At 47.1% G+C, this 15,833-nt stretch carries 16 protein-coding genes; 9 read left to right on the forward strand and 7 right to left on the reverse strand.

Annotated elements, in window-relative coordinates; translation table 11 throughout:
* Positions 1–18: 18 nt before the first annotated feature.
* Both AC3B4V_RS03855 and AC3B4V_RS03860 read right to left on the reverse strand, forming a co-directional pair.
* Entirely contained in the window at positions 19–333 is a 315-nt protein-coding gene (locus tag AC3B4V_RS03855; RefSeq protein WP_035397660.1) for a DMT family transporter, read from the reverse strand.
* A complete protein-coding gene (locus AC3B4V_RS03860; protein ID WP_058265820.1) occupies positions 333–680 on the reverse strand; it encodes a DMT family transporter in 348 nt (115 codons plus the stop codon). The genes AC3B4V_RS03855 and AC3B4V_RS03860 overlap by 1 nt, the downstream gene beginning before the upstream one ends.
* 79 nt (positions 681–759) lie before the next feature.
* Between AC3B4V_RS03860 and AC3B4V_RS03865 the strand changes: the two genes are divergently transcribed.
* On the forward strand, positions 760–1,605 hold the full coding sequence (locus AC3B4V_RS03865) for a MerR family transcriptional regulator (protein ID WP_488377820.1): 846 nt from the start codon (positions 760–762) through the stop codon (positions 1,603–1,605).
* 401 nt (positions 1,606–2,006) lie between these two features.
* The gene (locus AC3B4V_RS03870; RefSeq protein ID WP_488377821.1) at positions 2,007–2,399 is read left to right on the forward strand and encodes a CPBP family intramembrane glutamic endopeptidase; all 393 of its coding nucleotides are present in this window, start codon (positions 2,007–2,009) and stop codon (positions 2,397–2,399) included.
* Between the two features lie 167 nt (positions 2,400–2,566).
* On the opposite strand, the gene AC3B4V_RS03875 is transcribed toward AC3B4V_RS03870, so the two are convergent.
* Both AC3B4V_RS03875 and AC3B4V_RS03880 read right to left on the reverse strand, forming a co-directional pair.
* Positions 2,567–3,085: a GNAT family N-acetyltransferase gene (locus tag AC3B4V_RS03875; RefSeq protein ID WP_488377822.1), complete on the reverse strand. Its 519-nt coding sequence runs from the start codon at positions 3,083–3,085 to the stop codon at positions 2,567–2,569.
* 15 nt (positions 3,086–3,100) lie between these two features.
* The gene (locus AC3B4V_RS03880) at positions 3,101–4,327 is read right to left on the reverse strand and encodes an MFS transporter (RefSeq protein ID WP_488377823.1); all 1,227 of its coding nucleotides are present in this window, start codon (positions 4,325–4,327) and stop codon (positions 3,101–3,103) included.
* A gap of 522 nt (positions 4,328–4,849) precedes the next feature.
* On the opposite strand from AC3B4V_RS03880, the gene AC3B4V_RS03885 reads away from it, so the two are divergent.
* Positions 4,850–5,329 (forward strand): hypothetical protein, encoded by a 480-nt coding sequence (locus AC3B4V_RS03885; RefSeq protein ID WP_133208673.1) that lies wholly within the window; start codon positions 4,850–4,852, stop codon positions 5,327–5,329.
* 46 nt (positions 5,330–5,375) lie between these two features.
* On the opposite strand, the gene AC3B4V_RS03890 is transcribed toward AC3B4V_RS03885, so the two are convergent.
* Together AC3B4V_RS03890 and AC3B4V_RS03895 are read right to left on the reverse strand one after the other, a co-directional pair.
* The gene (locus AC3B4V_RS03890; protein WP_058265826.1) at positions 5,376–5,813 is read right to left on the reverse strand and encodes a hypothetical protein; all 438 of its coding nucleotides are present in this window, start codon (positions 5,811–5,813) and stop codon (positions 5,376–5,378) included.
* Between the two features lie 113 nt (positions 5,814–5,926).
* A complete protein-coding gene (locus AC3B4V_RS03895) occupies positions 5,927–7,000 on the reverse strand; it encodes a peptidyl-alpha-hydroxyglycine alpha-amidating lyase family protein (protein ID WP_488377824.1) in 1,074 nt (357 codons plus the stop codon).
* Between the two features lie 169 nt (positions 7,001–7,169).
* On the opposite strand from AC3B4V_RS03895, the gene AC3B4V_RS03900 reads away from it, so the two are divergent.
* A complete protein-coding gene (locus AC3B4V_RS03900; RefSeq protein ID WP_488377825.1) occupies positions 7,170–8,201 on the forward strand; it encodes a zinc-binding dehydrogenase in 1,032 nt (343 codons plus the stop codon).
* 66 nt (positions 8,202–8,267) lie between these two features.
* On the opposite strand, the gene AC3B4V_RS03905 is transcribed toward AC3B4V_RS03900, so the two are convergent.
* On the reverse strand, positions 8,268–8,762 hold the full coding sequence (locus AC3B4V_RS03905; RefSeq protein WP_488377826.1) for a hypothetical protein: 495 nt from the start codon (positions 8,760–8,762) through the stop codon (positions 8,268–8,270).
* A 141-nt stretch (positions 8,763–8,903) separates the two neighbouring features.
* Between AC3B4V_RS03905 and AC3B4V_RS03910 the strand changes: the two genes are divergently transcribed.
* The 5 genes from AC3B4V_RS03910 to AC3B4V_RS03930 all read left to right on the forward strand — a co-directional run bounded on the left by AC3B4V_RS03910 (position 8,904) and on the right by AC3B4V_RS03930 (position 15,800).
* Positions 8,904–9,881: a DUF389 domain-containing protein gene (locus tag AC3B4V_RS03910; protein ID WP_406747927.1), complete on the forward strand. Its 978-nt coding sequence runs from the start codon at positions 8,904–8,906 to the stop codon at positions 9,879–9,881.
* A gap of 24 nt (positions 9,882–9,905) precedes the next feature.
* The gene (locus AC3B4V_RS03915) at positions 9,906–10,253 is read left to right on the forward strand and encodes a potassium channel family protein (RefSeq protein WP_488377827.1); all 348 of its coding nucleotides are present in this window, start codon (positions 9,906–9,908) and stop codon (positions 10,251–10,253) included.
* Positions 10,250–11,482, forward strand: coding sequence for a chloride channel protein (locus AC3B4V_RS03920; protein ID WP_488377828.1), 1,233 nt, complete (start codon positions 10,250–10,252; stop codon positions 11,480–11,482). The genes AC3B4V_RS03915 and AC3B4V_RS03920 overlap by 4 nt, the downstream gene beginning before the upstream one ends.
* Positions 11,483–11,571: 89 nt before the next feature.
* Positions 11,572–12,429, forward strand: coding sequence for a LysR family transcriptional regulator (locus AC3B4V_RS03925; protein WP_488377829.1), 858 nt, complete (start codon positions 11,572–11,574; stop codon positions 12,427–12,429).
* Positions 12,430–12,575: 146 nt separating this feature from the next.
* Positions 12,576–15,800 (forward strand): ABC transporter permease, encoded by a 3,225-nt coding sequence (locus tag AC3B4V_RS03930; RefSeq protein ID WP_488377830.1) that lies wholly within the window; start codon positions 12,576–12,578, stop codon positions 15,798–15,800.
* The last annotated feature ends 33 nt before the right edge of the window (positions 15,801–15,833 follow it).

Raw genomic sequence — 15,833 nt, forward strand, 5'->3', positions numbered from 1 at the left:
AAGGGTCCTGCCTTAATATCATTCAAGAACTTTTAAGCCAATAACAGAGAGGACGATCATGCTGAGAAAGAGAATGCGTTTGAATGACTTCTCTTCATTAAACATCACCATTCCAAGGATGGTCGCTCCAACTGTTCCGATTCCGGTCCATACTGCATAAGCCGTACCCATCGGAATGGTCTTCATCGCAAGTGACAAAAGTGTGAAACTCAATCCGAAGAACAGTATGAAAATTAGAAACGATGACGTGTTACGTTCACGATTAAGTCGATTGATGCTCGAGACGCCAATCACCTCAAAAAGTCCTGCAAAGATTAATGTGATCCAAGCCATTATTCATGTGCTCCTTTCGTTGCCGATTTTTTATCGGATGTTGATAATTTTAATCCGATGACACCAGACATCAACATAGCGATCAATAATACCTTTATGAATGAGAGTGGTTCACCAAACAGAGCTGCTCCGACGAGAACCGTTCCGGCTGTACCAATTCCTGTAAAGACGGCGTATGCCGTACCGACAGGAAGCGTCGATGTCGCTTTGATGACGAACACAAAACTAGCGACGATACCAACGAGCGTCAGCGCCCATTCTAATGGGGAAGCAGCATGTTTTAATCCGATGACCCAGCCAATTTCAATCAGCCCTGCTACGAGGACGAATAACCAATTTCGATTCATTTGAATCACTCCTTTATCTAACTTGAGTCCAAGTATAAAGTTTTGTGTAACACAAAGGTCAATATGAAAGGAGCAACAAATGTATAAAGAATTTTTATCCATCAGTGAAATGGCGAAACTACGGCATATGACAGCGGAAACACTGCGGCACTATGACCGGATCGGATTAATCAAGCCTCACCGGATTGATGCGACAACCGGATACCGTTACTACTCGATTCATCAATATGAGGTCCTAGGTACGATTCGTGAACTTAAAGAGATTGGTCTGAGTTTAGAAGAAATTCGTACTTTCTTAGAGGAGCGCAACTTAGGAAAGTCGTTATCGATCATGGAATCACACCAAACGAAATTACAAAGGAAAATCAAACAGTTAGTCCGAATCGAGAGTAGTCTACAACAGAAGACGACATATCTAAAAAGAATTGCTGAAGAGGGAAAAACACCACAACCAAACGTCCGTTATATCGAGGAACGCTATTTTTTGACAACGCATGACGAGGTTGCGGATGATGTTGAATTGAGTTACGCGACGATTGAGATTGAAAAATTACTAGAGCTTCACGTATCGCTTGTCGCAGGAAGTTTTTTAGGTCTATTATTTGATGCCGATTCGCAAATCCAAGCGGATGCTGTATCCACTTCAATATTGATGGCACAAACTGCTTTTCCAAATGATTATCCAGAGATGAATCTCATTTGTATTCCGGCAGGATACTATGTATGTTTACGTCACTTTGGACAAGTTTGGGATCGGACGAAAAGTTTAAAACAAGCGAAGGATTACCTTGAAAAGAATGGGATGCGAATTGACGGAAAGGCAATTCAGATGGTCGAGGTGGATGTTTCAGTGACAGATCGATTGGATGAATCGTTGTTTGAAATTCAGATTCCAATTTCTTTTAAGAACGAGATACGATTATGAAAGGATTGAGGAAAACAGAGCAATCAATCTTTCTAATAACAATTCTGTTCGTTAGTGGTGTCATTGCATGGATACAAAGTGGGATAATAGTTGGCTTGTTTTGTACGACAGCATTGCTGTTTATATTCATTTCCCGAAGAAAATACGCATCAGTTGCGGGGTTATTTAGTATTTTTTTGATAGGTCTTGCATTCTACAAGTCTGCTCTATCGTACTTTAAACTATCTGGTATTTCGAACACTGAGTTTATTTTACTTCATCGGATTTCTTTACTTTTGATATTGATTCCATTGGTAATATTCGTATTAATCACGCATCATCGACAATCGTTATGTTCGATTTTTCTCCGCTTTCCAAACTTTAAGGAACATATTATGATGTTTCCGCGTCATACCCTTTCCATGAGAACGTTTTTATTTTTGGGGATTTTAGGATCGTGTAGTGTCTTTATTCCGCTTTTATTTGATGCACGACTCGAACTGACGTCAGGTTTAATCTTATTTAGTTTGTTCTTTTCTCTAGTGAATGCAACAATCGAGGAATTATTGTATAGAGGAGCCATGCTTACTTTCTTAAAAGATATAGTCTCGACTCGCTATGCGATAGTTGTGACAAGTCTCAGTTTTGGTCTCTTGCATCTAACGCTCGGTATCTCTTTAGTGTTCACCGTTCTGTTTTCCATTGGTGGTCTATATTATGCGTGGGTCGTTATAAAGAGCAACAGCATTTATCCGACTATTTGTTTTCATTTTGTAATCAACGTAGGAATGGTTTGGAATGGATGGATTTTATAAATGCTAAACCAACATCAGAGTAGACTGCTTTAAATACATACTAGTGAACATAAGGATGGATAAAGAAACTGATTGTAATCTTGAATCACTACTTATATGCGCAACAATAAACAAAAAGACGATGGAATTTTTAAAAATCTAAATTTCATCGTCTTTTTATTATCTTTCTAAGAGTTATCTGCCATCTTTCGCATAATCAACTCATCAACGAAGTCATGCTCATTTATCATGACGTTAACGTTCCTCTGAACGATGTCAAAGCCAACTTTTTTATACGCAGCGATGGCTCGTTCATTATGCGAAAACACTTCAAGTACAAGTTGATGAAGTCGAAGGTCCTCGAAACAAAACCGGATGATACACGCGATCGCTTCTGTCCCGTACCCTTGACCGGTCCAGGGGAGGGCACGCATCGAAATACGAAATCCCGCTTGTTTCAACTCTGCCTCAATGTCTAAAATGGAACATTCACCAATTATTTCACCGGAGTTCAAACAGATTGCGAAATCAAAGCGCGATGGATCAGCTTGAGTCGAAAGAATGTGCTGTTCGATCTGTTCGAGCGAAAACGTCGCCGTCGTACCAGTCAGGTAACGTAATGTCTCATCCTGGGTTTGTTCGAATAAGACGTGTGCATCGGTCACGTCAAGCGGACGGAGGAAAATTCGTTTTGCGGTCAGGTTCATGAATACCTTCCTTTCTCATGACGAAAGCTTGATCGTTTCGTCTGTTTCCGTCGTAAAATGATGACGCTTCGTTCGATCCTGGACGATCCAAACGATCCATCCACCGATGAACAGGAAGCTGACTGCAGCGACGGTATACGTCAAGCGAATTGAGGTCTCCGCATAGAAACCAATCAACGCCGTCAAGAGAATGACACCAGCTGACTGTACGACGTGGATACTACTGAGGAATCGTCCCATCGTTTCGACCGGAATGTGCGTTTGAGCGAACGTCATGAAGCCGGTGTTCGCAAACGCAAGGGCGAACGTCAGCAAGAAAAAGCCGATTGCTGCCGTCAGGAACGACGTCGCTGTGGCAAAGATCACATAACCGATCGGTGTCATCAGTGCTCCGAATTGAATCAAGAAGCGGAGCGACATGCGATGCGTGAAAATCGCATTGACGGCAGAACCACAGATGATGCCGATTCCAGCGATACTGACGAGAAATCCATACGTGCTTTCATCCAGTTGCAGAACGATCGTCGCAAATGAGGCTTCGAGCGAATCGAGTCCGCTCATCAGGACGATCATCAGCGCATAAAAGGCGTAGACGAGCGTGACGTATCGCCGCGTCCGTGCAAACTGAAGCGTCTCTTTCCAGTCCGCAAGAATCACTTGGAGTGAGAAGGACGTCGCTGGAGTCTCTGCCTGGCGGACGTCGGGCAAGACGGACAGTAAGGCAGCAGAACACAGCAACGCTCCTGCATTCAGGATGATTGCCGTCTCCGGAGAACCGATCAAAAATAAGAATCCAGCAATCGACGGTCCGAGAATAAAGCCGGCTGATTGAATAAAGTTCTTCAACGCATTGAACCGTTGGCGACTCGTCTCCGGAACGAGCTTCGTCATGTAGATCAATGACGATGTCTCAAACAGTGTGTTGCCGATGTTCAGGATAAAGACGAGGGCATAGAGGACATACAACGAATCGATCAGTGTCAGTGAAAAGACGAGCCCGGCACGCGAGACGTCAAGCATGACGAGCAAGCGGCGCTGATTGATCCGATCGACGACACTACCGGACCAGAGGCTCGTCAACAGTGCGGAGATCGGCAACAGAATATAGAGAACGGAGACGGCGAACGCTGATCCCGTTCGTTCAAGGACAATTAAATTCAAGGCGATGAAGTAGACCCAAGCGCCGATGTTCGAGACACCGACACCAAGTAATAGCAATCCAGGGTATTTCCAATTCGACATATGACACACTCCTTTTTATTGTTTTTTAAGCCAATAAAAAAATCCCACCTCCAAGACGTTGGTCTTGGGGACGAGACTGTGCGTGTCGTGGTGCCACCCCTGTTCGCGAGACCGTCACCGGTATCGCCTTCATCGGTACGACCGTTTTCAAACGGCAAATACCTGAGCTCGATAACGGGAGCACCCGTCACGATATCCCCGATTCGGTTCCACCGTGCTGCTCAGAGGCTTGGTTCGGTCAATGGCTGATGCTCCTTCTCACCAATCGGAGCTCTCTAGGAAAAGCCGAGATGACGTACTGTTCTCTTCGACGCGTTTAATTCATATGATTTGTCTCATCCTAGCATATACAGAATGAAACCGTAAAGAATTTTATCAATTTTTTACAATTATTGAAAATGATACATAGAAATCAGAATTAGAAAAAGCGACCTAAATGGTAAAAGATGTAACAGGTTGTATGATACATTGTCATGGTCACACGTTCACTTTCAAGAAAGTCGTACGAAAGGAGGGAAAGAAATGAAACGTTTGATTTTTTTCATATCTCCACTCCTTGTTCTAACCGGAGCTGTCTTTTTCACGACGTTCCGTCCAGTCGAGCAAGCAATCTATTTCTTAATCTTATTTTTACTGACCTGTCTATCAGCGATGATTCTAGTGGAGCGTTTCGTCAAACGTCATGATGTGATCCGTCGACTAAATACGATCCATCCACTTATCGGAATCGTAATGGGGACAGTTGTGCTTGCCGTATTAGTCGGTGGTCTCATATGGTTAGCACCTTCGTTGACGAATCCGAGTCTCATTGGTCTTCTCGTCATCTTCCTTTCCATGTATAGCGGAATCCTCGTTCTCGGTTTCATCATCAGTTGTTTCTTCGAAGGCATTACGCGTCAACCGAAGGATCAATTGATTCGCCCAGTCTTTCTGTTCATCGGAACAGGCTATCTCATCTTGACCGTCTTCGGAATTTTGCAACTGTATCGTCAAACCGGATGACAGCAAACCCCACTGAAGTCATGAGACGACAGTGGGATTATTGTATTTACTGCACTTTTAATAAGAATCCGAATTGTCCGTCTCCTTGTTTCCAGCGCGAGTTTAGTTCGTACGCATAGAGGCCGGGTTCTGTCGGAGCATTGAACTGATCTTTTTTCAAAACGACGGGGGATTCCTGTTTTTGGTCATCCCACTGCGATAGTTTCACGCTTTTAAGATCACCGGATAACTCGACACGAACGGGTGCTCCAGCAGAGACGGTAACTGGCGTTTTTCCCTTTGCTAGGTCAAGACCGTCACGGTACGTCTTATCGACACATTGACTGCGGAATAAGCTATCCCAGCAATAAGACCCTTGGACGGTCGGAACATCCTTTCCTTTTGCCTCGACTTCGGGATTCGGTGGCGCGCCACGGAACGGTTCGAAAACGATAACGCAAACGACGAGGATCAGTAGGACGGCTAATGTTAGACCACGTTTCATAAGACACCCCCGATGGATTTTCTTTATTTTACCAAAATAAATCGAGATAAGCTGAGGTGTCTTTGAAAAAAAGGATATTCATTTCTTAAATTTCGAAATACTTCTGTTCCCTATTATTTATCAGAAAACAGCTGCAATCGTTTATTCAACAACTCCGCGACATAAATCGTTCCATCCGAACCGACCGCGATGTCGTGCGCAATCCGGAGTTGTCCTGCTTCTTTGCCCCATGTACCGAATCGTTTCTCGATCTTTCCTTGTTTGTTCAAGATGACGATTTGGCTTTGCGCGTTCTTTTTTTGCCCATTAAGATAGTTTCCACCATCGGCGACGTAGACTTTACCGTTCGCGCCGACTTCGATCCCGTACGGTCGACCGAGTTCTTTTGACGACCACGTATCGATGTGTTTGCCGTTTCGATTAAAGATTTGAACCCGGGCGTTGTCCCGGTCCGCCACATAGAGATTCATCTCATCGTCGCTACTGATCCCATGCGGCAGATTGAACTGTCCGTCTTGTTTGCCGTGTTCATTGACTTCCCATTTGACTGTTCCTTTTGGATCGAACATGACAATGCGACTATTCCGGTAGCCGTCAGATACAGCGAACGAGCCGTCCTTGAAAACGGTGACGTCTGTCGGACGAGCGAACGTCTTTTCATCCAGCTGTAGCGGGATGCTTGGCAAGACGTTTCGGATGCGCAGACCGACTTCCGTGAACGGACCATATGCGTTTCCGAACGTTTGCAAGACTTTACCGGACGCATCGAGCTTGAAGACTTGGTTCAGATTGATGTCGGTAATCCAGATATTGTTTTGGTCATCGACTTCGAGACCGTGCGGTGACTTGAATAGTCCTGCGCCTAACCGCTTCTTCACCTGCATCGTCTTTCCGTCGAGCACGATCAATGTCGGTTCTGTGATGTAGGTGTCATCGCCGTATGAATTACTACCTCGGTGTAAATAGTAGACGTCACCGTTCGGAGCAACAGTGACGCCGCTCGCTTCCCCAGCAATCGAACGATCGCGCGTTTCTAGTGGCCAAGCGACCTGACCGCGATATGTCGTATCTTTTGGGATGGGTGAATAGTTGTCTTTCACGACGGGATCTGCGCCACCTCTTGACCAAGAAATACCCAGTACCGTGATGGTTGCTAAAGTCCCTATAAAGATTAATCGTTTTTTCATACATCGTTCCTCCAGACGTGAATTCGTATCCATATTATATCTAGATATTAAACGAGGACGAATCGTTCTATAGGAGGAGACAGCGGGTTACGGAAGCAGGATATTAAAATCGGGATGAAGGGGTAAAGAAGAGAGATATCATATGAGGGAAAGAAAGTGAGGCAAAAACATGAAGGCAGTCACCGTAACGGGGCATGGTGGGCTTGAGCAGCTCGCCTATATCGATCAAGAGACACCACAACCGAAACAAGGCGAGGTACTGATTGAAATCAAAGCTTGTGCCTTGAACAATACAGAAATTTGGATGCGGGAAGGCGCCTATGGTGCAGAGAGTGAATCAGGCTGGAAAGCAGAAGGGGTGAAGTTCCCCCGGATTCCCGGTTCAGACATCAGCGGACGGATTGTCGCGGTCGGAGACGGTGTCGCCGAGACGGAAATCGGACGCGACGTCGTCTTGTTCCCGTTCACGGCAAGTGGAGAAATCGCTGACGAACAGAGTGCCGAGGACTTATCGTTCATCGGCTCCGAGTATGACGGCGGATACGCGGAGTATGTCTGCTGGCCGCTCGAACTCTGCTACGATATGCCGCTTGCTTCCTATACGGATAGTGCGGTCTTCTCGGTCAGTGGATTGACGGCGTGGCACATGGTCGAGCAACTTGACTTACAAGAAGGACAGACGGTACTCGTAACAGGTGCCAGTGGTGGTGTCGGCTCACTCAACGTCCAGATTGCGAAACGGGTCTTCGGAGCCCGTGTCGTCGCACTCGTCGGTGACTTGAAGCTGACGGATCAATTGCACGAACTCGGGGCGGACTTGGTCGTTTCCTACCGTGAGCAGAACTGGAATCAGCAGGTCATGCAAGAAGTCGGTCCGGTCGATGCGATTCTCGACGTCGTCGGCGATGCGGTGTTTAAACAAGGACTGGATCTGCTGAAGCGCGGCGGAACGTACTGTATTTCCGGATCGTCCGGGGGGCAGGTGACGTCGCTCGATTTTCGGACGCTTTATTTGAAACATATCCGTCTACAAGGATCCGTCCTTGGCAATCGCCATGATTATGAGAAATTACTGGAGGCCGTTCGGACGAAAACGATTCAGCCGGTCATCGACCGGACGTTCCCGCTCGCTGAAGCGCGAGAAGCCCAAGCGTACTTTAAACAAGCTGGCAAATTCGGCAAGGTCGTCTTGCTACCATAAGAGAAACCGAACAAAACGAGCTATCCTCTTCCTGTGATGGAAAGGATAGCTCGTTTTCGTGTCAATTTAAGGGCTAGGCAAGATGTAAAAAAGCGTGACGGTCGAGCTAACAGGCTCCTCTTCCGTATAATCAACCAATTCCTCCTGTGATTCATGAATCGTATACCGGTTGCCCGGAAAGAGTTCCGTTACCCAGGTCGGAACGTGTGTAGCGAGAGGGAACGACTGAATCCGCTCGAGTGGGAATGGGGTTCCGTCCGGATTTGGCGTGTGGACATGTAGTGCGTCTTGTGAAGCATCCTCGAGGACAATCGTTATGTAAAGCTGATGTTCAATCTGTTTTTCCGCTAGTTTTTGTTGCATGTTCTGCGTAGCGCTCAACGCGATCCGAAGATGTGCTTTACGAATGCGCAGACTCGCGTTGCCATGTCCATAAAAGTCAGGGTGCTCGTGCCAGTCGTTAAACCAAACGTCTGAATCAATATAGGCTGAAGAAGAAAAACTGTTGAATTCCAGCTCGAGACTTTTAAAATAACGGCGTTTTCCGCGGAATTTTTTCATGAACAATGCACCTTTCATTAAAGGGATTTTATTATTTTTCATACGGGAAATAAGGCGAAGACACTAAAAATTGGGTAAATAAAAACCAATGACTTGAATGGTGTGACTCGTATTGATCGACGGTGGAAAGGTGGAGCCTTCATGGAAGCATCGGTCTATGATCTGCAAGAGACGAGAAACAAAATCGATCGGGAGCTGACGATTCGGTCGAGCAATGCGGTCATCTTGATGTGTGCGATTTTCATCGCCTCGATCGGATTGAACTTGAATTCGACCGCTGTCATCATCGGAGCGATGTTGATTTCGCCGCTGATGAATCCGATTCTCGGTCTCGGTATGGCTTTAGGGATCTCGGATATACCTCTGTTCAAGAAAGCACTTCGGCTGTTGCTCGTCCAGTTGACGATCAGCATCGTGACATCGACCGTCTATTTCTATTTTTCGCCTTTGACGGCAGCGAGTGATGAACTGATTGCGCGGACGTTCCCGACGATTTGGGACGTACTGATCGCCTTTGCTGGGGGAGTCGCGGGATGGATTGGTTTACGCAAGAAAGGGGCGAATAATATCGTTCCCGGTGTCGCGATTGCCACCGCCTTGATGCCACCGGTCTGTACGGTCGGTTACGCCATTGCGAATCAGAACATGACCTACGCGCTTGGTGCCAGTTATCTATTCCTGATCAATTGTAGTTTCATTTTGATCGCGACGTTCCTCGGTGTCAAATGGCTCTTACGGACGGATCAGAGTTTACGAATCCAGTCATCAAAACGAATCAATCGTTCCTTGATCGCGCTAGCCTGTCTCATCAGTATACCAAGTGTCTATACAGCCTATCTGCTCAGTCAGGACAGTCTGTTTGAGACGAATCTTGACCGTTATGTCGAGGAAACGTTTCAAGAGACGTTCGTCGTTCAGCATAGCTATGACGAGAAACGACAGCAATTGACGGTGACGACGTTAGGCAAACGCTATGATGCACGTGAGCGAGAACTTTTGGAACAGTCGCTCGACGACTATGATTTATCGCATGTCAAACTGACCTTGATCCAGATCCCTGATTTGAATCAACTTGATCCTGACCAACTAGAGAAATTGTTCAATGAACGTATGCAGTGATGACGGAACTGAGGAGGAAAGAGCATGCTAGCGTTCTTTATCTTGATCCGAAATTTTTTTCATGTCATCCGTATCTTATTCAAGCAAGAAGAACAGAAGGCATTGATGATCATGGTCGGGGCACTTTTCTTGATTGGGACGGTCTTCTATCACAATGTCGAACAGTTCAGTATTCTAGATGCCTTTTATTTCTCCGTCATGACACTCGCGACTGTCGGATACGGGGATCTCGTCCCACAGACAGCGTTCGGTAAATTGTTTTCGAGCGTTTACGTCATGCTTGGCGTCGGTGTTCTCAGTGCTGTCATTGTGAATTTCAATATGGCATTAAAACAATATCACCGGGACAAGAAGAAGGAGGAGCAGAAATGAAATCATATCTGACGCACTTCTTGCACTGTCTGATCCTCGGAGCAATCGTCGGATTGACGGCTGCCTTGTTTTTAAGTGGTGTGAACGCATCGATTCATTATGTATGGGATTGGTTACCGTCTGTACTCGATGTATCTTTCTATGGACTCGGCGTCGGTCTACTCGGTGGTATCGGTATTGGTCTGATTCAAAAGTCGGTGGGGGATTACCCGAAGACGATGCACGAGACGCTTGCTAACTTTAAGCATGAAGGTCGTGTACCTTATCGTGGTGCCCTCTGGAAAAACGCCGTTGCCGCATGGATCGTGCTGACGTGTGGAGCGAGTTTAGGACCGGAAGCTGCGCTGATCAGCATCTTAGGGGGAATGGTGACGTGGGTCGGTGATCGGTTACAGTTGACGGAGCCAGAGCGGCAAAGTTTCTTGCAGACAGGATACGCCGCGATGTTAGCGACGATATTTCATGCCCCGTTCGTCAGTTTCTCTGAAGCGATCGAGGAGGAACCGATGCAGCAAGCAACGTCACGCTGGCAAAAGATACAACGCATCTTTTATTACGGTATTTGTACGCTCGTCGCTTTTGCCTGTTTTCGTTTCATCATGCACCTCGTACCCCATGACCGCGTGTTCGCACTCAAGATACCACCAATTACGTGGAATGCGACCGTCATGTGGTTCATCCTTCCGGCGATTCTCCTCGGGATCGCGTTTGGACTCTTCTTCATATGGACGGAGCGAGTGACGAACTGGATGGTTTCCCGCGTCGGAAATCCAATTCTTCTCGCACTCATCGCGGGAATCGCGATTGGTCTTGCATCCATGATTTCCCCTTACTTATTGTTTTCTGGTGAACATGACATCTTCGATTTTACGAAAGAGGGATCCTCCTGGACAATCGGTGCCTTATTGTTGCTTGCCATTGGAAAGGTGGGGTTGACGCATCTTTGTTTTTCCTGCGGCTGGAAAGGCGGAAAGATATTCCCTTTGATTTTTTCGAGCACAGTCATGGCATTCTGTCTCAGCCAATTAAGTCCGTTCATGCCTGGATTGATCGTGACACTTGTCGTCACGGCAAGTTGTACTGTCGTCTTGCGTCAGCCACTCGTGACCGCTACGCTTCTCCTCTTTCTATTCCCGTTGCAGTTCTTTCCATTGATCCTACTTGTCTGTCTTGGCGTTCAACAATTCATGAAGTACTACGGAAACCGTCTTGTATTATCCAATAAATAAATTTATGACTTACTAGATTATTCGTTATTTGTCTTATGGATTAAATGAATCTATACTTTTTAGGAAGACCCAGCAAAAGGAGAAACCACATGATTGATTTTGAATGGTATCGGAGTTTCATTCACGTTTACCAACAGCGTTCCGTCTCGGCGGCGGCAAGAATTCGTTTTTTGACGCAACCGGCGGTCAGCCAGCATATCGCGGCACTAGAAGCAGAATTGGAGACGTCCTTGTTCATCCGTGCGCCACGGCAAATGATTCCGACGGACGCAGGAACAGCCCTCTATACACAAGTCGTCGGATTGATTGATCGGCTCGAGGAGTTATCACTTGAGATGAAGTACGAAGCAGGGGAACAATCTCGTCCGGTCTTGAAGTTCGGTGGACCGACGGAATTCGTGACGCATGGGATCGTACCGAAGCTACCGCTCGACGTCGCACAGTTCACGGTAGTCTTTGATTTGACGGTTCCCTTATTGCAACGCATGCTTGCAAATGAGCTCGACTTCATCATCGCAACGAAGCGAATTGATGAGCCGGGCGTCCAGTACGTTCCGATCGCTGACGAACGCTTTCATTTGATCGCCCCGATTGGCTACGATGCTCCGGAAGCGGATCTAAAGGAATGGATGGACCGACAGCGCTGGATCAGTTACGGACTCGAGTTACCGATCATTCGTCGCTACTATCAGACGCAGTTCGGAGAACGACCGGGCATTCGTCCGGAAATGATCTTACCAAACGTCGATGCGATACTAAAAGCGATCGAAGCAGGGCACGGCATCAGCGTGTTGCCCGATTATCTCGTCGAAGCAGCGGTCAGCGCTGGACGAGTACAACGGATTGCACCGGAACGATTCGCAACGAATCAGTTATACGTCGCTTATCGAACGGACTCGCGCCACGATCCGGTTTTGCAACAGACAATCGTTGCCTTACAATCGTAATGGAAATCCTGTTCATCAAAGATGGACAGGTTTTTTTGTTCGAAAAGAAAGACTATTCCGATAATTTACAATGTGATAAATTGTAAATATAACATAATTTATCCAAAATAAGGGTGGTTCTTTAAAATCCTTCAAGGAGGAATCAAATGCTGAAGTTCATCTGGAACGCATGGTGGCGAAACAAAGAACGATTCATTCTATTGCTAGTTGGTGTGTTGATCGTCAGTACGGGACTCAGTTACCTCATCGGTACCTCTCAAGCGAACAAAGGAACAGTCGTCGATGCATTGCAACAGCGCTGGCACTCTTCCTACGATATCGTCGTCCGACCAGCAGGAAGTCGAAGTGTCACGGAAGATTTGAAATTGCTCGAGCCGAATTACATGAGTGGTCTTGATGGCGGCATCACTCGCAAACAATATGAGACGATTAAACAGATGACCGATGTCGAGGTTGCGGCACCAATCGCAATGATTGGTGGAACGTATATCGGAACACCCATCGGTACGCATACGATTAAGAAACAAGGCATCTATCGGTTGCGAATCAACAGTCAACAAGATACTGGTCTGAAAACCGAGCAATCTATCACCGATCATTATTTAGGGGCTGGTTGGGAGCCTTTAAAAGATGCTACAAAAACAGGTCTTTCCCCGTTAGGTGTCGGGAAAGTGCCGCTGTATGAGCAAGGTACATACGAGATGATTGCCGGTGTCGATCCGGAAGCAGAAGCGAGGCTCGTCGGATTGAAGGATGCGGTTCATGTGACTGTGCACAGCCGTTATTTTGATCCGAACACGAAAATCACGAAGCGGGGAGACGGTGCCTTACAAATTCCGGTTCTCTTGAACGAACAAGAATATTCGACCGTCAAGACATCATATACCTATGAAGATGTCCTTCTTCCGCTACAAGATGATTCAATGAATGCGACCGTCAATATGATTGAACAAAAAGGGGGAAAAGAGTTCCTCGAAACACTAAAGACAGATCATCCGAAAACATACACGATTACAAGTCGTCAAATTCGAAAACAACTCGTCACGGATATTTTGAACGGAAATCATGAAGTTAACAGTGCTAGCGAGTTCAACTGGGTCAGTCACAAGCCGTCCCCTGTGAGATATCAACCGCTGAAGAGTCCGTTCGGGAACCGCTGGCCGTATACATATCAAGTTGAACCACAACGGGTCGAAGCGGAGTCGTTGTTGGCAAAACGAGCGATGTACCGAAAACCGAATCCGGTCGGTCAGACGAGTGACGATTGGATCAAGCTGGACATGAACTACATCGGCATCTTCAATGCGAAAAAACTGAAGCTATCCAAAGATCCATTGACCGAACTGCCGATGGAGACGTACTTCCCAGCAAAGGCGCAGTGGGTCATGGATGCACAAGAACGACCGGTCAATCCGCCGCGAGATGTCGAAGCGATGGACGATCCATTCGATTTCCTGACGAAACCACCGTCTGTCTTGACGACACTCGATGCTGCGTTTGCGATCCGGGGGGATAAAGCCATCTCTGCGATCCGGATTCACGTCAAAGGAGTCGAGACGCTGAACGAACAAAGCGAAGCAAAACTGCAAGCGGTCGCGCAGGAAATCGAAGACAAGACGGGACTGATCACCGACGTCACGCTCGGGTCGTCCCCGCAACTGGCCTTGACCTACTTACCTGGACTGGACGGGAAAAAAGCTCTCGGTTGGATCCAACAACCATGGATCAAGCTTGGATCTTCCATCTCGATTTTCGAAGAAGCAAAGGTCGGAATGGGTGGTGTCATCGCTAGTGTCATCGCTGTCGCCATCGTCTATGTCTTCAGTTCGAACATCATTTTACTGTATGCACGGAAAAAAGAGTTTGCGATCTTACTGTCGCTAGGTTGGCGACCGCGACAACTGTCAAAATTACTATTGCTCGAGGCGACCTTACTCGGAACGCTCGTCACGTTGATTGCCTGGCTGATTCTCGGCGGATTTTCATTAATCGGAAACGGTGGAACGAGTCCCGATCGTGTTCTTTTGATCGGTCTTGCTGGTCTTCTGATCTACTGGGGCGGTACGCTCGTTCCGATGGCGTTGATTCGTCGAATCCGACCGTATGAGACGATGCGAGCCGGAGAGGTGACAAGTGGACGACGGTTCGTCCGTTCGACAGGTGTACTTGGCATGAGTCTCAATCAATTGCTGACCTATTGGCAACGGACCGTCTTATCGATCATTGCGATTGCCTTACCGACGAGTCTGTTCATGTTCTTCCTGTTCGTCACGTTCCGTCTCAAAGGCGTCTTGTATGCGACGTGGCTCGGTGAGTTCGTCGCGCTCGAAGTCGGCACGATGCATTACATCGCGATGGGTGTGGCTTTGCTGATTGCGATTTTGACGACGACCGAAATCCTTTGGCAAAACGTCAATGAACGGAAAAGTCAGCTTGCCGTCCTGAAGGTCACAGGATGGTACGATCGCCGGATTCGTTTACTCGTTTTGATCGAAGGAGGAGTGACGGGGCTGTTAGCTGGACTGATTGGTCTCGCCGTTGCACTCGTCTTGATTTGGCAGACGTACCATACGTTCCCGACGGCAGACATCGGCTTTCTTTGTCTGACCTTACTGATTCCACTCACAACGGGTGTCGTCGGTGCGCTCCTACCGGCAGCACGGGCTGTCCGCATTACACCGAGTGCTGCCATTAACCAGACCGTCGTCAACAGTAAAGCAACAGAAAAACGGTTCAAGATCGCCCTTGGAACGATTGGGGGCGGTTTAGTCGCAAGCATCTTGATTCTCGGCTTCTTCGCGGTTGCAAAGACACCACCTGCTCCGGCTAAACCTGTTGCAAAATCGGCGAAAGTGATCCAGACGACAGGGACGAAACTTCACGATCAACAGTCACAAAAAGAGCGCGTCTTGCCTAAGAAGAAGTCGGTCAAGGAAAGCAATAAAACACTCGAAGCCGTCTTGCAAAAGGCAAGCTTACGGACGTATCCCGGAGATGCGAACATCAAACGGTACAACGATCTTGAGGTGAAGGAAGCGCGGACGTTGACGAATCGCAAGTCACCTGCTGGACAAAAAGCAATCATGATACGGATTGAAATGCAGGATTCAGACGAGATGGTGGTAGGCAGTTTCTATACGTATGAACCACAGTACTTCACGTTGACGAACGATCAATCGGGCACACATGATCCAGTCGACGTCATTAACCGAAATCCAAAAGCCTGGATCGAGCAGTCGAAGTATTTACCGCCATATAAATCCCGCATCGACTTGATCTATCACGTACCAAAAGCAGCAAAAAAAGCCGTCTTATTCATAAATGGCGATTGGACAGCGCAAACCTATGCCTTTGAAATGAAATTAAAGTAAGTAGGATAAACGGAAAAAAGCCCAAGATTGGCC

The organism is Exiguobacterium sp. E17S (assembly GCF_057772545.1).